Annotated in this window: 18 protein-coding genes and 3 tRNA genes; 8 read left to right on the top strand and 13 right to left on the bottom strand. The window is 60.6% G+C overall.

The window, feature by feature from the left end; genetic code table 11:
• Window positions 1-97 precede the first annotated feature (97 nt).
• The 6 genes from WFJ47_RS13730 to WFJ47_RS13705 all read left to right on the top strand — a co-directional run bounded on the left by WFJ47_RS13730 (window position 98) and on the right by WFJ47_RS13705 (window position 6809).
• On the top strand, window positions 98-2149 hold the full coding sequence (locus WFJ47_RS13730; protein WP_336763743.1) for an FUSC family protein: 2052 nt from the start codon (window positions 98-100) through the stop codon (window positions 2147-2149).
• A gap of 34 nt (window positions 2150-2183) precedes the next feature.
• Complete coding sequence (locus WFJ47_RS13725) at window positions 2184-2378, top strand: DUF1656 domain-containing protein (RefSeq protein WP_127103535.1); 195 nt, start codon at window positions 2184-2186, stop codon at window positions 2376-2378.
• Window positions 2379-2391: 13 nt separating this feature from the next.
• Window positions 2392-3339 carry an HlyD family secretion protein gene (locus tag WFJ47_RS13720; RefSeq protein ID WP_127103536.1) on the top strand — a complete coding sequence of 316 codons (948 nt, stop codon included), beginning with the start codon at window positions 2392-2394 and terminating at the stop codon, window positions 3337-3339.
• 51 nt (window positions 3340-3390) lie between these two features.
• The gene (locus WFJ47_RS13715) at window positions 3391-3966 is read left to right on the top strand and encodes a nicotinamidase (RefSeq protein WP_336763741.1); all 576 of its coding nucleotides are present in this window, start codon (window positions 3391-3393) and stop codon (window positions 3964-3966) included.
• A 373-nt stretch (window positions 3967-4339) separates the two neighbouring features.
• Window positions 4340-5818, top strand: coding sequence for a PepSY domain-containing protein (locus tag WFJ47_RS13710; protein ID WP_336763739.1), 1479 nt, complete (start codon window positions 4340-4342; stop codon window positions 5816-5818).
• Window positions 5819-5828: 10 nt separating this feature from the next.
• Entirely contained in the window at window positions 5829-6809 is a 981-nt protein-coding gene (locus tag WFJ47_RS13705) for a DMT family transporter (protein ID WP_336763737.1), read from the top strand.
• Window positions 6810-6835: 26 nt separating this feature from the next.
• Here WFJ47_RS13705 and WFJ47_RS13700 read toward each other — a convergent pair whose 3' ends face one another.
• The 9 genes from WFJ47_RS13700 to WFJ47_RS13660 form a co-directional block, all read right to left on the bottom strand.
• Entirely contained in the window at window positions 6836-7219 is a 384-nt protein-coding gene (locus WFJ47_RS13700; RefSeq protein ID WP_336763735.1) for a response regulator, read from the bottom strand.
• Window positions 7219-9153: a GAF domain-containing protein gene (locus WFJ47_RS13695; RefSeq protein WP_336763734.1), complete on the bottom strand. Its 1935-nt coding sequence runs from the start codon at window positions 9151-9153 to the stop codon at window positions 7219-7221. The genes WFJ47_RS13700 and WFJ47_RS13695 overlap by 1 nt, the downstream gene beginning before the upstream one ends.
• Before the next feature lie 268 nt (window positions 9154-9421).
• Window positions 9422-9919 carry a lysozyme gene (locus WFJ47_RS13690; RefSeq protein ID WP_336763732.1) on the bottom strand — a complete coding sequence of 166 codons (498 nt, stop codon included), beginning with the start codon at window positions 9917-9919 and terminating at the stop codon, window positions 9422-9424.
• A complete protein-coding gene (locus tag WFJ47_RS13685) occupies window positions 9916-10221 on the bottom strand; it encodes a hypothetical protein (protein ID WP_127103556.1) in 306 nt (101 codons plus the stop codon). The genes WFJ47_RS13690 and WFJ47_RS13685 overlap by 4 nt, the downstream gene beginning before the upstream one ends.
• A gap of 319 nt (window positions 10222-10540) precedes the next feature.
• On the bottom strand, window positions 10541-11065 hold the full coding sequence (locus WFJ47_RS13680; protein ID WP_336763730.1) for a hypothetical protein: 525 nt from the start codon (window positions 11063-11065) through the stop codon (window positions 10541-10543).
• Between the two features lie 784 nt (window positions 11066-11849).
• Window positions 11850-11926, bottom strand: a tRNA-Arg gene (locus tag WFJ47_RS13675).
• A 21-nt stretch (window positions 11927-11947) separates the two neighbouring features.
• A tRNA-Pro gene (locus WFJ47_RS13670) sits at window positions 11948-12024 on the bottom strand.
• 65 nt (window positions 12025-12089) lie between these two features.
• Window positions 12090-12572 (bottom strand): xanthine phosphoribosyltransferase, encoded by a 483-nt coding sequence (gene gpt / locus WFJ47_RS13665; RefSeq protein WP_127103558.1) that lies wholly within the window; start codon window positions 12570-12572, stop codon window positions 12090-12092.
• Window positions 12572-12925, bottom strand: a complete 354-nt coding sequence (locus WFJ47_RS13660; protein WP_127103559.1) for a tRNA-binding protein — start codon at window positions 12923-12925, stop codon at window positions 12572-12574. The genes gpt and WFJ47_RS13660 overlap by 1 nt, the downstream gene beginning before the upstream one ends.
• A gap of 241 nt (window positions 12926-13166) precedes the next feature.
• On the opposite strand from WFJ47_RS13660, the gene WFJ47_RS13655 reads away from it, so the two are divergent.
• Complete coding sequence (locus WFJ47_RS13655; protein ID WP_336763728.1) at window positions 13167-14429, top strand: MFS transporter; 1263 nt, start codon at window positions 13167-13169, stop codon at window positions 14427-14429.
• Window positions 14430-14448: 19 nt separating this feature from the next.
• Here the strand turns inward: WFJ47_RS13655 and WFJ47_RS13650 are convergent.
• Window positions 14449-14524 (bottom strand) — tRNA-Asn (locus tag WFJ47_RS13650).
• 83 nt (window positions 14525-14607) lie between these two features.
• Here WFJ47_RS13650 and WFJ47_RS13645 point away from each other — a divergent pair.
• Window positions 14608-15615 carry an ABC transporter substrate-binding protein gene (locus WFJ47_RS13645; RefSeq protein ID WP_336763726.1) on the top strand — a complete coding sequence of 336 codons (1008 nt, stop codon included), beginning with the start codon at window positions 14608-14610 and terminating at the stop codon, window positions 15613-15615.
• A gap of 44 nt (window positions 15616-15659) precedes the next feature.
• On the opposite strand, the gene rnhA is transcribed toward WFJ47_RS13645, so the two are convergent.
• Genes rnhA through ispH form a run of 3 tightly spaced genes read right to left on the bottom strand, consistent with a single transcriptional unit; the run spans window position 15660 to window position 18150 of the window.
• Entirely contained in the window at window positions 15660-16136 is a 477-nt protein-coding gene (gene rnhA, locus WFJ47_RS13640; protein WP_127103562.1) for a ribonuclease HI, read from the bottom strand.
• On the bottom strand, window positions 16129-17091 hold the full coding sequence (gene thrB, locus WFJ47_RS13635) for a homoserine kinase (RefSeq protein ID WP_336763724.1): 963 nt from the start codon (window positions 17089-17091) through the stop codon (window positions 16129-16131). The genes rnhA and thrB overlap by 8 nt, the downstream gene beginning before the upstream one ends.
• Before the next feature lie 45 nt (window positions 17092-17136).
• Window positions 17137-18150, bottom strand: coding sequence for a 4-hydroxy-3-methylbut-2-enyl diphosphate reductase (gene ispH / locus WFJ47_RS13630; protein WP_127103564.1), 1014 nt, complete (start codon window positions 18148-18150; stop codon window positions 17137-17139).
• Between the last annotated feature and the right edge of the window lie 177 nt (window positions 18151-18327).

Here is an 18327-nt window from a genome sequence, read left to right as displayed (position 1 = left end):
AAAGGATTTCCGGACCCGTCTTCGGGCGATGCGTGCTTGACCTGCACAGCCCACGAGGCGTTCTTCATCACAGAGTCAGTTTTCCGGATGGAGCAGGATGAGCGACGGGGCGCAGACGCGCATACGCTGGTGGCCTCTGCCGAGCGATCTGCCCAATCCGCCCTTTCCTCCTGGTTGGATCGGTTTCTCGCTGCGCAGCTGGGCGGCTATCTGCCTCGCTCTCGCAACAGCGTTCTGGGCGCAGCTGGACGCACCGGCCGGGGCTGCGGTCACGGTCATGATCATTACCCAGCCTTTGCGCGGGCAGGCCCTGTCCAAGGCACTCTATCGTCTGATCGGCACCGCGCTCGGCGTGGCGGCCTCCATTCTTCTGATTGCTTGCTTCAGTCAGGACCGTGGCATGTTGCTGGGCGGCTGTGCGCTCTGGCTGGCTGGCTGCACCTATATCGGCTCACTCGAGCGGAACTTCCGCTCCTACGGCGCCCTTCTGGCTGGCTATACGATTGCGCTGGTCGCAATCAACGTCATCGACACGCCCCAGAACGTTTTCGATGTTGCCCTTTCGCGAGCGAGCTGCGTCGCAATCGGCATCGCCTCGGTCGCGTTCGTCAATATGCTGACAGGCTCACCCAAAGCCTGGCAGAAACTGGCCGATAGTCTCGAAGCCAGAGCGCGCGAGATACGCGACTTCGGTCATCAAGCGATGCAGGGTGAAGCCGTGCCGGATGCCATGGAAACAACGGCTCTGGCGGGCGATATCCTCTCCCTTTCGGCCCAGATCACCTATGCGAGAACGGAAATCGATCGCTCGACGCGACGCAGCGCGGGCGCGCGTCTTGCCATCATCGGCATGCTGACCGTGCTCGGCTCGGGCAGGGCCATCGCCCATATCCTGCGCCACAAGACCATCACCCCCCTTGCTCGCCGCCACGTTCTGGCCTGGCATGAATTGCGGGAGGATCACAGCGACCGCTACGAGACCGTCAGCTCCCTGATCGAGGCGATGCGCAAGGAGGAGCCCGACTACCATCCTGACGCCAGCGATGCCCATTTTCTCGAGCGCAGCGCCGTAATGTTGAGCAATCGGCTACATATCAGCACTGGGATCGACACCTTACAGCATGCGACGCCAGCCGGAGAAGCGCTGAAACTGGCTCAGATCGCGCAACACCCGGATTACGTTGCTGCATTGGTCAATGCCCTGCGTGTGCTGCTTGGCTTTTCCATCATGGCGGGGCTTTGCATCGCGAGCGATCAACCGGCCTCCATGGCCGCGCTTTCCCAGGCGGCGCTCATTCTGACGCTTGCCTCGACGGCGGCCGATACGTCGCAATTCGGTATGGGGGCCATACTTGGCCTGTCTCTCGCCGTGTTCGTCGCCATCATCATGAATTACTTCATTCTGCCGCATGTCGCGGCCTTCGGCGCGCTGGCGCTGGTCTTCCTGCCTCACACGATATTCGCATGCCTGATGCTCATGAATGGTCGGACAAGCGCCATTGGCTTCAATTACGGCGCGTTCTTCCCGGTTATTCTCGGGCTCAGCAATCATCAGGATTACGATCCTCTGGCGTTTATTTCGCGCAATATCTTCTATCTCGTCTCGGGCGTCATCGCCTTCGTCATCCTGGTGCTCCTTTTCCCCCCGACACCCAGGAGCCGCCGCTTTCGTATTGCCGCGACCATCGGTCAGGATCTTGAGGCGCAACTCCGGGGCAATGGAAGACCCGCAGGCGCAGCATTGCTCAGCCTGAAATATGATCGTCTGGCGCAGCTCCTTACCTGGACGAAACGCATGGATGCCGAACGCCCGATCAATCGCTACGTGTTCAATCGTCTGGTCATGCTCGAGGATCTCGCAACAACACTCGCCCGTGTGCGACACTATCTGGACGAGGCGAGACAGGCTCCCTGCCTCGGCGCGCTTTCGGCAGAGGCGCATTGCCTGGTCAATTCGGCCAGTTTTCCTACCCTCGCCCATGCACTGCCCCAGTTGAGCGCCCGGTTCCTGCAGATTGCGCAGGAGGCGACGCCGCGGGAGCGGGCAGTCGCCATCCTCTGCGCAGGAAGCCTTGAAGCCGTGCGGTCCACCTTGCAGGATAACCGTTCGACCCTGCTCCATTTCGGCCTCGGACGCGCCCGATGGTGAGATCTGTCAAGACCTGCCTCGAGGGAGCCTATCGATGAGTGAAGTTGTCGATCTCGAGGGCGTGCTGGTCTCGGCGTTCATCGCCAATCTCTTTCTCGCCTTGCTGACGCTCGCGCTCATACGGTGGTGTTTCGGCAGGCTCAATCTCTGGCGGTTTTTCTGGAATCCGCCCCTCGCCCAGTTCGGCCTGCTGGTTTGTCTGCTCGGCCTCTATACCTGGCTCCTGTGAAAGAACCCTGCCCGTGCTCGCTCGCGCCTCACGCCTGATCAGATGGCTTATCACCCTGTCGATCCTCATCGTTGCCGGGGTCGTCATCGTGATCCTGTGGGACTATTACACCGCAGCCCCCTGGACCCGGAACGGGCAGGTACGCGCGCAGGTGGTGAACATGGCCCCCCGTGTCTCGGGCGAGATCCTCGAGGTACGCGTTCAGGACAATGAATTCGTTCACAAGGGGGACGTGCTCTATGTCATCGACCCTTTCGACTTCAAGGTGCGCGTAGCAACCGCAGAAGCCAATCTGGCCGAACGCAAGGCCGATCTCGATTTCCGTCTGTCGCAGTTTCAGAGACGACGGATCATCCCGGGCGTTGCCGTATCAGGAGAAGAAAAGCAGCAATATGCCGCGGCAGCCGCGCAGGCCCACGCGCAATATGACGCGGCGCAAGCTGCGCTACGACAGGCGCGCATCGATCTCGAGCGCACCATCGTTCACAGTTCAATCGACGGCTACGTGACCAATCTCCTGATGCGCCCCGGTGATTTTGCCACGGCTGGCCATGTGAATATCCAGATCATCGATTCCGCCTCCTATTGGGTGGACGGATATTTCGAGGAAACCAAAGTCCACAACATCGAGATCGGCGATCCGGTGCGCATGGATCTCATGGGGGCGCATCATCCGGTGTTCGGCCATGTGGAGAGCATCACGCGTGGTATTTCCAGCATGAACGCCAGCACGGCCACACAGGGCCTGCCCTCCGTCGATCCGGTCTATACCTGGGTGCGTCTCGCCCAACGCATTCCGGTGCGCGTGCATATCGACCAGTTGCCACCCGATCTGCATCTGGCGGCTGGCATGACGGCAACCGTGACCATCGTCGCCGAGAATGGGCATAGGCGCCATATGTCGGCCAAGGACGCTCTGAATCATTTCGGCGATGACATGCGCCACGTTATCGGTCACTGATGGACGGGAATTGTCCCAGCGCCCGCGTGGTGCACCCCATGGAGCCTGTCAATGGTGCCCGCCTTGCAGAACCCGGCCAGAACGGCCCTGATCATCGTTGACGTCCAGAATGATTTCCTGCCGGGCGGCGCCTTGGCCGTACCAGAGGGGGATCTGATCCTCCCACCGATAAATCAGCTCGTGCGACAGGAGTTTGCAGCGATCATTGCGACACGGGACTGGCATCCGGCCGCACATGTCTCTTTCATTTCCGAAGGGGGACCATGGCCGGTCCATTGCGTCGCAGGCACTACCGGGGCAGATTTTCCGAGTGGGCTCGATCAGAGCCACATAAGTCATATCATCCATAAGGGTCTTGACCCGGCCTGTGACTCCTATTCGGGATTTTTCGATAATGAACGACGCCACTCGACTGGGCTGGACGCGTTGCTGCATGGGCTCGATATCGAACATGTGCTTCTGGCCGGACTGGCGCTCGATTTCTGCGTGAGGGCAACGGCGCAAGACGCGAGCCAGCTCGGTTTCAATACGACCCTGGCGCTGTCAGCCAGCCGTGGCATAGCCGCCGATCCTCGCCCCTGTCTGGAAGAGTTGCGGAAGATCGGCGTGACGATCGCCACTGATTGAAACGCGCTTCGACTGTAACCGGTATTCAGAAACATGTACGGCGCCGACCGCCGGGCGGTCAGTGCCCGATACGCAAACCTGGCATGCGCAAGCAACGATTTCGCGTCCCGATCCCCCTCATGGTCCTTTCCAGGCCCGAAGAAGAAGAGCTTCTCACCGCCTGTCCCCGGGAGCTGTTTTTATTTTAACCCGTGATGAAAACGAGATTGAAACCGTTGCGCCACGCCTTACGCCCTGACCGTTTCAGAACCGCGCAAGGAGGACTCATGCTCGCCCATGACGCCGCCCTCGATTTGCGCGCGCAGTGGCATCAGAGCGGAGGATGGAACCGCGACCCTCTCAGCATAGGGCGTCTGGGCCGAGCGTGTCTTTCATGAGCCAGATGCGTAAACTGGGACTGCGTTACGCGTTCCTGCTTCATCGCTGGCTGGGCATCACGCTGGGGCTGATGATGGGTCTCTGGTGCCTCTCGGGTATTGTCATGCTCTGGGAAACATGGCCAGCGCCGGAGGCCGAACGCGTTGGTCTTACCCATGAGATCCTGACTTTTAGAAATCCACCGGTAATACCCCGGCTCGAGGATCGCTATCGCAGCCTGCGCCTCACCATGGCTGGTGGGATCCCGGTCCTCGGAGCCCAGGCGCTCTCAGGCGCAAGCACACATTATGATCTGAGGAACGGCCGCCCCCTCACCCTGTCTCCATTCGCCCTGCGAGCCGATGCCGAACGCTATGCAGCTTTGTCCGGCACACCGGGCGCGGCCCATTTCGAGGGACTGCGCCGAAATGATCAGTGGATACTGAACACAAAAGATCATGTGCAGGGCTTCTATCGCTACGCCATTGACGGGTCGGCGCGGCGACTGCTGTACCTTTCACCGGTCAACGGCGATGTGGTGCAGGACACGACGGGCCGAACGCGCTTCTGGTCCTGGCTGGGGCCTATCCCTCACTGGCTCTACCCATCCTTACTCAAACGCCATCAGAGGCTTTGGGCCAATGTGCTCATTGTCCTGTCCTGCCTTGGCGTAATCCTCACCGCGCTCGGGCTCTGGATCGGTGTACGGCGTGTGCATACTGGACATCGGGTCTCGCCCTATCGCGGACTGCATCTGTGGCATCACCTCTGCGGTCTCGTTTTCGGCGGGATGCTTCTGTCATGGATCACGACAGGGCTGCTGACGATGAACCCCGCAGGGTTGCTCGCCCGTCAGCCTAATCCGGGCTGGGTGGATCGCTTTGAGGGAAGCGTCGACATGGCGGAGCTGCGAACGGCGATAGCGGCACTGATTGCCCACCCTGAGAGACATTTCCGCGATGTCGTCCTGACGGGGCAAGGTGGCAGCCCTGCCTTGTCTGTCATGACTGAAACAGGCGCTTCGACCCGCCTGTCCCTCTCCCTCGAAGCCGCGACACCTTCGGTAATCACTTTGAAGGAAAGAGCGCTGACAAGTGGCCTTGATGCGCGTGTCGACCAGATCACCCAGGATGACTCCTACTATTTTTCGACCCGTCATCGCCTTCGGCACTTTCCCGCCTATCGTGTTATCGGGCCCGATGAAACCCGGCTCTATCTGGATTCGAGAACCGGAAACACGGTCCTCGTTGCCGAGAGCAACGCCAAGGCCACGCGCTGGGTCATTTACGGGCCTCATGACCTGGATTTTTTTGCCTGGCTTCGACGCCCTTTCGCAAGGCTCTTTCTCATCACGCCCCTTCTTGTCGGGGTGAGCTCGCTCTCCCTGCTGGGTGTCGCAATCGGACTTACCCGACTGCGTCATCGGGCGAGGCGAGGGCGCGCGCAGCGGAAATCGCGAAACGCCCCTCAAGACAGGACAAGTTCATCCCGCTAGATAGTCAGGCATGATCACACCCCCATCAGCCCCCCGCCATAATCTGCCCCTCGGTGTGCTTTGCGGCGCTGGTGCAGGCGCGCTCTGGGGGCTGGTCTTTCTGGCGCCGGAGCTTGTGCGCGATTTTCCGCCGCTTGATCTCGCAGCGGGCCGCTATCTCTTTTACGGGCTTATCGCGCTCATGCTCGTAAGCCCTCGCCTGAAGCGCTTGGGCCATACCCTGCGCCGACGAGACTGGATCGTGCTCTTCTGGCTCTCTTTTTTCGGCAACAGCTTCTACTACATCATGCTCTCGACGGCGGTGCAGCAGGGCGGTATCGCGCTGACCTCGCTCGTTATCGGCTTCATGCCCGTTGCTGTTACAATCATTGGCAGTCGCGACCGCGACGCCCCGCGTTTCGTACATCTCGCGCCGTCGCTGTTTTTCTGCATGGTCGGTGCGTTTTGCATCGGATGGCAGGCACTTTTCCAGCCAGGCTCAGCTGCGGCGTCTGGCGGGGCCGCACGATTGATCGGCCTCGGCTGTGCCTGCGCGGCGCTTGCCTCATGGACCGGCTTTGCCGTGGGGAATAGTCGCGCCCTGGATCGTTTGAACGGCGTAAGCGCACATGACTGGAACCTGCTTACCGGTCTGGTCACAGGCGCACAATCATTGCTGCTGCTTCCCATCGCCCTGATCCTCGACCCCGCCCGCCACACAAGCATGGCCTGGATGGAGTTTACCGGAGTCTCCCTAGGCGTTGCGGTCATCGCATCGCTTTGCGGCAATGCCCTGTGGAACAAGATGAGCCGTCTGCTACCGCTGACGCTCACCGGGCAGATGATCCTGTTCGAAACCCTGTTTGCTCTGCTCTACGGCTTTGTTTGGGACCAGCGTGTGCCGCACCCGCTCGAAATCGCCTCGTTTGGATCGATCGTTCTCAGTGTGCTCTGCTGCCTGGCAGCGCATCGCAAACCGATGTCACGATCAATGGAGACCCAAGCCTCCTGATGCACCGCTCGCCAAAGAGGCGCTTGTCAGGTGAAGAGGTGCAGGGCGTCCCGAACACGCTCCTCATTGAGCGGTTTCGGCAAAAACATCGCCCGCGCCGGAATGGTGGTGAGTTGCGGAACACCGCGACCGCTGGTCACAATGATTTCGATGGGCGGCCAGCGATCGCGAACCAGCGCGGCAAGACGCAGCCCGTCCATACTGCCGGGCATATCAACATCGGCAAGAATGATCCGGATATCGGGTCGGCTTTCGAGAATGATCAAGGCCTGATCCGCATCGGACGCCTCGGCGACCTCGTATCCCGCCTCCTCGACCAGATCCATAAGGCTCATGCGCTGTAAGGGTTCGTCCTCGACAACGAGAACGGTCGGTGCCCTTGGACGGGCAAAAGCGAGCGAATGGGCCATTACGTCCTCTTGATCTTTTCTGCGTCGGCCCGGAAGCTTGCCGACAGACCTTCTGGATCATAATGCAGAGACACGCCTCCCGTTCCAATCAGACCAAAGGATATCAGGCGCGAACCAAATCCGCCCCGCAACGGGGGGGAAGCCGGAGGGCCATTCCGCTCCCGCCAGAGCAGAACAAGCTCGTTGCCTGTCTCCGTTGTTTCGACCTCCCAGACGATTTCGACGGTCCCGTCCCCCGCAGAAAGCGCCCCATGCTTGCACGCATTGGTCGTCATCTCATGAATGAGCAGGGCCGTGGACATGGCGGCGCGTGAGCCGAGCCTGATGACCGGCCCCGAAAGACGGCATCGTTCGCCCATCCCGGCATCCCCGATGATACTCGCGATCAATTCACCCAGAATGGCCGCACGCTGATCGTCGCAATGCAGCAAATCATGGGCCCGTCCGAGAGATTGGAGCCGCGCATAGAAACGGTTTGCCTCCTCCTTGGATAGGGCATCGCGCAACGTCATGCGCGCAACCGCCTGAACCATGGCAAGCGTATTGCGCAGACGGTGGGCGATCTCGCCATTGATGACGTTCTGCAGTTCCTCGGCGCGCCGGCGTGCAATGGCAAGTTCCAGCCTGTCTGCCGCATTATGGAGCCAGTGAATCTCGTCACTGGTCCAGTCATGCGGCAGAGAGAAATGCACCAGCATGAGCGCTACGTTGCGTCCATCCTCCCTGACGGGCACATTGATGACACCGCGCGCCTTGAGCGCCAACCATCCGGCGCTCTCAGCGCGCGTGCGCGGGTCGGCCATGACATCGGCAATGACCAGCGCCCTTCCCGCCAGCAGGGTTTCGCGCAGATGGCCATAATCATCGAAGCGGTAGATACCCTTGATCGGGGGCATTCCTGCGACCGACCAGCCCTCGGCGACGTTGATCGTCTCGATATCATGGTCCAGTTCGCCATAAGTGGCGCGATCGGCGCAAAGGGCTTCACCGATCACCTCCATGGCCCGACTGGTCATGATCGCAACATCACGCTCGTCACGCAGCACATCCCCCAGACGAACGAGCCCGGTCTGACGCCGCTCAGCCGAAATCTGCCCGGTTACCTCGCGGAATGTGGCAGAGAAGAAGTCCTGCCCGACGGGATGGAAGTTGCCGCAATACCAGCGCCCTGTGACCTGTACGCGCTGCAGGAACGGCACGGCCTTGTTATCGGCCACTGCCCGTGACGCCAGGCCGAGCCAGTCGGCCTCGGTCTGGTGAAACAAATCACCATAACGCTTGCCGATCACGTCAATCGCGCGGATACCGACATGGTGTTCCCAGGCCGGATTGACCTCGTGATATTCCCAATCCCTTACCTGCCCAGCATGATCGCGCACGACGCGAGCCAGGAAAAAACCTTCCTCCATGCCCTGAAAGAGACCGCGCCATCGCGTTTGCGCAGCGAGCAGCGCCTGGGTCCTGCGTGTCTTTTCGAGCAGGTCGACCGCGAGCTTGGCCAGCTTGTCGAGCGCCGCGCGCCGCGCCTGACCCAACCCTGCTCCTCGCGGTTGGCTATCGGCGACAGCAAGCGCGCCAAGCGTGCCATAAGGTGTCCTGAGCGGCGTTCCAGCATAAAAGCGCAGGCACGGTTCGCCGGTGACAAGGGGGTTGCTGGCCGTACGCGGATCAAGCGCAAGATCGGTAATCTCGACCGCTTTGTCAGATTCGACGACAAGCCGACAAAACGCCTCCTCACGGCTCGTCCCCTCCAGCAGAATGCCGGTGCGGGCCTTGAACCACTGACGATCATGGTCCAGCAGACTTATGACTGCGATCGGGGCATCGCAAAGCTGCGCCGCAAGCGAAACGAGATCATCGAACCCCCGCTCTGGCGGGGTATCGAGGATGTCATAGGCCGCCAGCCCCTCTGCGCTCGTCCTCTCATCGACCATGCTTCAATCCGTACGGCACCCAGTTACTGAGACGACTGCAGAAATGTCGAAGCGCAAGCCGGAATCTGTCCTGCCTTCACCGCTTCGCGCACCCCATATAAACCGCAAGCTTACCCACATGCTGGCATAAGAAAAGGCGCTGAAGCGCTGTGCTTTGAAATAGTTTTCAATCCCCAACCATGAACCAGGCGTCACCCGAGACAAAGGCTGGCAAGGCGCCCGGCGAACTCAAGCCATCTCACCGCCGGTGAAGCCCCACTCCGGCGAATCATGTTGCAGGAGGTTCGAGAAAGGCTGCCTCGACAAGTCCCCTGAAAACATCGGCTTCCACGCGCCGACGCCTGGTCAGGCCAGGCAGCGAGACGAGGTTCCCCTTTACCGTCGCCTTGTTCCAGACCGCAAATTGTGCTGCCGCTTCCTCGTATTTCCCCAGATTGAGCAGGCGGATCAGCGTGGAAGAGCGCGCAGCCTGCGTGCCTATATTGAACTGCCAGGAAAGAAGCGCGCCCAGTTGGAAGGACGTCAAAGGCACCGATACCAATGCGCGCAATTGCCCCACCAAGGTCTCGAGATTTTGGCGGAGGATATGGCGAGCCTGAACCGCTGTGATGGGGCTCGTTCTCGCCGTCACTGGCTGACCACCAGGAAGAAACCGTGCCCCATACCCGATGGTCCAGTACCCGGCCGGGCAAAGATAGGGCTTCAGACGCAGCCCTTCGAAATCAGGACGCACAATCAACGCGACCGCAACATCGATACCGCTCATGGTGAGAGATAATGCTGGCAAAGCGAGAAGAGGCCTACTGCCACACCACCGCCGATGCCTGATCCGCCCGCGATCAGCATGGAGCGTATGCTTCGCAGATTTCTGGTTTCCTGTGTGTTCTGGGATGCAACCTCTGCCGTTCTTTTGACCTCGGAGAGGATTTCGCTGAGCATCTGGCGCGTTTCGGAATGCTGTGCGGATAAGAGAATAAGATCGCGCTGCACGGTCTTGAGATCCGCATCCACAGTGCGCATCCTTTCACCGAATTCAGCCCGAGTGATGAAATCAAGAGGGGGGCTCATCTTGCCTCCAAAATAGAAAGCCGGGCACAGGGCCCGGCTTTTGAACTAACGTTTGCTTATTGTTCTTGCAGGTCAGGCACGACACTGAAGCCGGAGCGCCGCTCACTCTCGTGAACTCAGTGCAGAAGGGTCGATGACGCCAAGCCTTGTTCCCCGGCATGGGGTTAAAGAATGCGGTCTGGCCTCTGATGGAGAGCGCCTCATGCGCCCTTCCTTCCGTCTCGCCCGGCGGACATGCCTGATAGGGTTACACCTGAAACTTGACGCAAAGTCCTTGGGCCATGGGCCTATCAACCCAGGCTTCTCACGAACCCGCCCCTCACCTACCCGCCTTATTTCCCCCGATGCGGGTCGGGATACCGGCATTATTGTACCAGCCTCCCGACACACTGAGCGGCTCGGTCGGAAGCGTCTGCAACCAGCGATCCATGGCATCGCTCGACAGGACCAGTGTGGGGGTTTGAGGTGCCTCGGGGAGAGAGACAGGGAACAGAGATGGGCGGGCGGAAATGACGATCCCGACCTCGACCTGATGCGTATTGCCGTGGCTGGTGAGCGCGCAAATAGTCACGATACGCGTCCCGGACGCCTTCCATCGCAACCAGGCTGTGGCAATCGTCCCGAACAGGTTCGTCCAGCCCAGATCGGCTGCAGTCCCAGCATCGAACAAAAAGGAGAGTATATACTCCCCTGGCGCCAGTAACCCGTCGAAGTCGACGCTGTAATCTCCTCCCCCCTCAAGGGACGCCGGTGGCCAAAGCAGGGAGGGTCTGGCTGTCGGGCATGCGCCGCCTGACGTCCCGTAGACGGGCCGGAGGATATTGGCGCTGGGTCGCCATGTCATGGAGTGTTCTCCTTGCAACCGTGCTTTCACAGGGTGCGTGATCGCTCTGAGCCTGCGTGAATGAGACGTGCCGCCATACGCCCTGGCAACGGCCTCCCCTATCCGGGGAATTTCTCTGCAGGGTGAGATCGAGGCATAATATGCGCGCGAGACAGCGGGCGACGGTTTGAGGCGCGCCACGCAGGCTTGCTGAGCAGGGAATTCGTTGTGTTCGGAAAAGGGCTTTAGCCCGAAGGGCTTGCTAAAGAAACCCGCGTATCAAACGGGAAATTCCCGAATAATGGCAACCATAACACAAATAATCAGTATTTGTTACCTGTATGTGCAAGAAGCGCACACCTCTGCTCCGCGGAACGGGCAACGCCACTTGGCTTACACATGAAGACAGCGCTGATCGATCGCCCTCCGTTCTGGCGAGGGTCAATCGCTGCGGGGGCCTGTCTCCCGCCCTTTGAATCTCGCGCTCTCCGCTTGAGATGACGGGGCCTCGAAATCACTCCTCTGAATCGAGGCCGCAGATGCGGAAGATGCAGGAGAGAGGATGAACCCGTGGCCGATGAGCCTATCGCTCACGCGCGACCGGACAGCCCCAACCGAACGACCAGCCTGTTCATGGCATGCGAGGCCCTCTCCGCGGCCCAAGTAGATCGCGTGGGAACGCGATCTCTTGATTGCGCGTGGCACCATGATCGAAGAATGCCTTGCAATCGCTTGCTCGCTCAGGACATCGAACTGAAAACGCGAAAAATCGCAGAGAGTAGAAGTAGATCAGGATTTCCGGAAATGGCGCGCCCTGCTGGATTCGAACCAGCGACCCACAGCTTAGAAGGCTGTTGCTCTATCCAACTGAGCTAAGGGCGCGTATCGCGAGACCCTTGGTGGTGGTCGGGGCGCCCGGACTCGAACCGGGGGCCTCTTGTACCCAAAACAAGCGCGCTACCAGGCTGCGCCACGCCCCGAACGCGCGGACCCTACCGCAACTCGCGGCAGGGTGAAAGGGCAGCACCACAAAAAAAGTGAAGAATTATCCGAGGTTACGTGCAAGCGGCGGTACGAAGAGCGGGGCCGTATCCCAGGGGAACAAAACCCAGGTATCCTGCGCCACTTCCATCACATACTGGTCCGTATGCGGCTTGCCGTTAGGCTTGGCATAAAGACACGCGAAATGCGCCTTGGGAAGCACGTCGCGCACGACCTTCGCCGTTTCGCCGGAATCGACCAGATCGTCGATCACCAGAAAGCCCTCGCCATCGCCCGCAGCGATCGGCGCCTTGACCACACGAGGTTCCTTCTGATCCTGCGCGCTCTCGCCTGCGTAGGAGATAACCGAGATGGATTCGACCAGACGGCAATCGAGCTCGCGCGCGATGATGGCAGCGGGAATGAGCCCGCCACGCGTCACAGCCACAATTCCCTTGAAAGCGCCACGCGCCATCAGGGCCGATGCGAGGGTGCGTGCGTCGCGATGCAGCTGGTCCCAGGTGACGGTTGCGTAATTGGTAGCCATCAGAACAGTTTTCCTCCATCTGGCACACGATGGTCCGGACAGATCAGGACCATATCACCGGAGCGATCCGGCATACCGAGGGCCAGCACTTGATTCACGGTAGTGTTATTCAGCTGCGGATTAACCACAGCACAAACCTGCCTGCCAACCAGTTGGGGGGCATGATAGCGTTTCGCCAGGGTCATTGTTGCCCGGCGGACACCCAGATGCGCCCCAAAATCGATCCAGAGGAAGGTTTTCTCTCCCTCCTCAAGCGCTGAGGCGATCGTTCCAACGCGGATATCGGGCTGGGTCGGCTCCACTGCGCCCGGCGACACGGACGATTCGGTGGACAGGTCAGGATCTGCATTCATCCTGCGGACCCTGCCTGCGCGCCATACGAAATGCAATCATCCAACCGGCTGAAGCCTAGTCGGACCGCGAAACCTTGGTCTCGAGGTCCATTGTTTTTCCCGCGCCGAAAGGGTGACTCATCCCGTCCCATACCAGAGGCGACACGCGGGCGGGATTTCGCTCTTTGGGCGTATCGTCCTGCTCATTGTTATCCGATCAGCCCGTGGCGCAGGGGAAGGCGCTCTGCTTATAGTAGAGACGATGCCCGAGCCTTCATCTCCCCCCTCCTCTTCCGCCTCGCAACCCGATGCGCTGAATGCCATCATCGGGTTGCGTCCCTTCCTCGCCGGACGGACGCTCTCCGCACTTTCAGCTCAAGTACTGGCGGTCGCCGTAGCATGGCAGACCTACGCACTCACCCACAGCGTCACCGCACTCGGCCTGATTGGCCTCGCACAATTTCTGCCCATGTTGGCTCTGGTTTTCATCTCGGGACATGTGGCCGACCGCTATAATCGCAAGCGCATCGTGCAGATCTGCCAGGCCATCGAGATCTTCGGGGCGGTGGTCATGGCCATTGCGACAATGTTGGGCCAGCTCGCCCCCTGGGCGCTTTATGTGCTGGTCGCGTGTTTTGGTGCCCTGCGCTCGTTTGAAGGCCCCTGCCAGCAGACCTTCCTGCCCTCCATCGCCACACCCGCCCAGTTTCCACGCGCGGCGGCGCTTTCGGCATCGTTGTTTCAGACAGCCTCCATCATCGGGCCGTCTCTCGGCGGCCTGCTTTACGGCCTGGGCGCGGATTTCTGCTACCTGACCTGCGCCTGCGGCTTCAGCATCGCGCTCATTTCGACCTCACTGCTCAAGCTGAAGCCCTACGCAGGCAACCGCTCTCCCATGAGCCTCGAATCGCTTTTTGGCGGCATCGCGTTTTTGCGTCGGCGTCGTGACCTGCTGGGGGCCATCTCACTCGATCTCTTCGCGGTGCTGCTCGGAGGGGCGACGGCCATGCTTCCCGTATACGCCGATGATATCCTGCATCTCGGCCCTGTCGGTCTGGGGATTCTCAGGGCCTCTCCTGCCGTAGGAGCGCTCCTGGGGTCCCTCGTTCTGGCACGTTATCCGCTGAAGTCGCATGCAGGCCCGATCATGTTTGCCTCGGTCGGGATTTTCGGCATTGCAACGATCGTGTTCGGCGTTTCGCACTCCCTGGCGCTGTCTGTGCTCTCCCTGGCAGTGCTGGGTGCGGCCGATGTGGTGAGCGTGGTTGTGCGCGGAGCGCTCACCCAGCTCGCCACGCCCGACGGCATGCGCGGGCGTGTTTCGGCCGTGAACATGCTGTTCATCGGGTCGAGCAATCAGCTGGGGGAGTTCGAGAGCGGCATGCTTGCAACGGCCATCGGCACAGAGGCTGCGGTTGTCGCAGGCGGCATCGGCACGCTGATCGTGGCCGGGCTCTGGATCAGGATGTTCCCGCGCCTGTGGACGCTGGATCGCCTCGATACGATCAGACCGGATGAGCCATGATGTGAAGGAGAAAAATGCCTGGCTCCCGAAGTAGGACTCGAACCTACGACCCAGCGATTAACAGTCGCTTGCTCTACCAACTGAGCTATTCGGGACCGGCGAGGCACTATCTAGCGAAAGCTTTTCCTGGGGTAAACCCCCCTTTGTCATTTTTTTTGCATATGGAGTTTTTCTTCTGATGGCAGCGCCTTCCCGTCGTCTTCTCCTCATGGGTGCAGGCGGCATCATTCTCGCTACAGCCTTGCAATCGCGCCATGTTTTTCACCATCGCAAGCAGATCGCGACAGACGGAAAGAAGCGCCATATCCGGCTGGCCTGGCCTGAACCCGACTATGATCCGCTGCTCTGGCTCTGCCAGCAGGGCCTCTTCGGGCGCTATGACCTGACCGTGGATATCGTCGAGACGAGCGGAGGCAACAGCGCCATCGACGCCGTGGTAAATGGTCGGGCCGATGCCGCCCTTGGCCCCCTGCTGGACTGGCTGCCGGTTCTCTATCAGGACGATGCCGACGAACTTCCCGCCCGTCTCGCTTGTGGAATTCGGGGGGGCAGTTATCGCTTGCTGGTAAGGCGCGACCTGCATCTGCACAAGGTGGCTGATCTGGCGGGCCGGAAGATCGGTGTCGTGAGTCTCGAAGGTGCTGATCGACGCTTCGTCAGTATCCAACTCAGGCGGCGCGGCCTGCACCCGACCGATTCGGTCCACTGGGTAGCAATCCCAGCCGATGATATGGCGGACGCGCTACGTGCAGGCGATCTCGACGCTGTCGCTGTCCACGACCCGATGGGATGGCGTATCCTGCAGCAAACGCGTGGCGTCAGCTGGAACATGCTCGACAGCATGACAGGTGCGGAACGCGAACGAATCGATCTGACGCTGGGTATCGCGACCAAGGCTCTGACCCAGGATCCTGGGCTCGCGGCTGCGCTGACCGCCGCACTCAGCGACGCACAGCATGACTTTCCTGCCCATAGGGACGAACTCGCACAGCTCTGGCGGAAGGATCAGGACGCACCCGAAGACGCGAACGGCATGCTGGAGCGCGAGATTGCAAGCCATCCCGTGACGGGTCATCCGCTGCGCATCCAGGTTGAGCAATATGTGGATGAGCTCAAGCTTCTAGGCCTGATGCAGGATGCGGATAACGCCACCGATATCGCACACCGGATCTGCCTGTCCGTATGAACTCCTCTCCCTGCGCAAGAGCATCTCGACCGCAGGGAGCAGGATCAGGTTTTTTCCCGAGCCTGGCGCGCCGCGGTCGCGAGCTGATCGACCCGTTCGTTATTCACGTCGCCACTGTGACCACGCACCCAGAGCCAGGTCACCTTGTGCTGTTTTTCCGCCGCCAGGATGCGCTGCCACAGATCGAGATTCTTTACCGGATCTCCCGCAGCGTTCCGCCAGTTGCGTCTTACCCAGCCTGTATGCCAGCGCGTGATGCCATTGCGCAGATATTCGCTGTCAGTATGCAGCGTCACTTTGCAGGGGCGCTTGAGCGCTTCCAAAGCCTCGGCGGCAGCCGTCAGTTCCATGCGATTATTGGTGGTCTCGCCCTCACCGCCCGAGAGCTCGCGCTCGTGCCCCTTTGAACACAAAAGCGCCCCCCAGCCACCCGGTCCCGGATTGGGTTTGCACCCCCCATCAGTCCAGATTTCCACGACAGGCGCGTCCTCGGGCAGTTCCACCTTTGCTTCCTCAGACATGAAGCAGCCTTCTTGCATCCGCACGCCATGCTATCAGACGATGGTAATAGGCCAGCGGATCCTTGCGCGTGACGATGGCATCGACCGGCGTGTTCACCCAGTCATAGAGGCGGGTCAGAAGAAAGCGTATGGACGCTCCTTGTACCAGCGCGGGAAGTGCAGCTTTCTCTTCCGCCGCCAGTGGGCGGATAGACTGGTATCCCCCCACCAGCCCCGCCATCAGAGCTGCATCGGGCGTGCGCTCATCAGGAAAACACCAGGCATTGAGGCAGATGGCGAGGTCATAGGCCAAGAGATCAGTACAGGCGAAGTAGAAATCGATAAGGCCTGAGACATTTCCCCGCTCGAAAAACGCATTATCGGGAAAGAGATCGGCATGAATCTGGCCAACGGGCAGGCTACCCGACGCGGGCCAGGCGGCCAGAACCTCGCTGATAGCGTTCTCGAGTTCTGTGGTCAGACCGGGCTGCACCGTGTCTGCGGCACCGTGGCAGGATTCCAGCAGAGGGCGCCAGGCATCCGGACCGAGACTGTTCGGGCGATGCGCCCTGAACCCGTCACCCAGGAGATGCATGCGCGCGAGCGACTGCCCCAGGCTGAAGCAGGCCGAAGCCGTGATTGTCTCGATTGGGCGACCGGTAAGGAACGTCGTGATCGCAGCAGGTCTGTCCATCAGCCGGCGCAAGGCGACACCGTCGCGCGCGATCACCGGTGTCGGGCATTTCAGCCCGCGGCGCGCGAGATGCTGCATGAGACCAAGGAACCAGGGAAGGTCCTCCTCACGTACCCGCTTCTCGTAAAGCGTGAGAATGGCGCGACCGGCCTCGGTCTCGATCAGATAATTGGTGTTCTCGACACCTTCGGCAATCCCGTCCACCCGCTTGAGGGGGCCAAGATCGTATTCCGCCAGAAAGGATTCGAGCGTTTCCGGCGGGATGTTTGTATAGACCGCCATGGAATCAGGCGGCGAACGGAGCGTTCATGGAAATGCCGCCAGCCCTCAGACCGGCTCGCCGAGCGGGCTCGGCAGGCGGAAGGCCACGTTTTCCTTCTTCACGATACGCTCTTCAATAGCGAGCTTGTACCGCGTCGAAAGCGCATCGACCATTTCCTGAACCAGCGATTCCGGGGCCGAGGCACCAGCCGTGATCCCGACGGTGGAAACGCCTTCGAGCACGCTCCAGTCCAGCGCCGCAAGCTTCGGCACGAGCAGGGCCCGTTTGGCGCCAGAACGCTCGGCCACTTCACGCAGACGCTGCGAATTCGAGGAATTGGGTGACCCGATCACGATCACCAGGTCGCTCTCCGGCGCAATGGCCTTGACCGCTTCCTGACGGTTCGTGGTGGCGTAGCAGATGTCTTCCTTCTTCGGTCCCTCGATGAGCGGGAAGCGCTCACGCAGGATCGCAACGATTTCGGAGGTATCATCCACAGAGAGGGTCGTCTGGGTGATGAAGGCAAGACGCGAAGGGTCTTCCGGCTGGACCGTACGAGCCTCTTCCGCGTCATTGATGAGGGTTACGGCCCCATTGGGCAGTTGCCCCATCGTGCCGACCACTTCCGGATGGCCCGCATGGCCGATCATGAGAATATGGCGCGCGTCGGGCCCGCCTCCGGCGAAATGACGTTCGGCCTCGCGATGCACCTTCGAAACCAGCGGGCAGGTTGCATCCAGGTAAAGCAGATTGCGACGCTGCGCCTCGGCCGGAACCGATTTGGGCACACCATGCGCCGAGAACACGACATGGCCATCGGCAGGAACCTCATCGAGTTCCTCGACGAAGATCGCGCCCTGTTCTTCCAGGTTCTCGACAACGGTGCGGTTGTGCACGATCTCGTGGCGCACATAGACGGGCGCGCCATAGCGTCGGATGGCTTCTTCCACCACGCGAATGGCCCGGTCCACGCCAGCACAGAAGCCACGGGGCCCGGCCAGAAGAACGCGAAGCGTTTGTGCCCCGGACGCCTGCTCCGAGGTCTCTTGCGGGCGTGAAGTGGTCAAGGTGTCGGGCATGGTGTTCCCCAATCTCACGGCAGGCGGTATATGCGAACAAGCCCCAAGGCAGCACGCATGACGAATGATGCAACGTGTCGCGATATGGGCTCGCATATGGGAGCTACGCAACCCCTTGCCAGTATGCAAGCCCGCGATTGCATGTTCATTCTGCGTCGTGTCACCTTCTTACCATAC

This window comes from Asaia sp. VD9, assembly GCF_037150015.1.
GTDB lineage: Bacteria > Pseudomonadota > Alphaproteobacteria > Acetobacterales > Acetobacteraceae > Asaia.
Note: the sequence above shows the minus strand (reverse complement) of the source record. Positions and strands in the feature narration are given on the sequence as shown.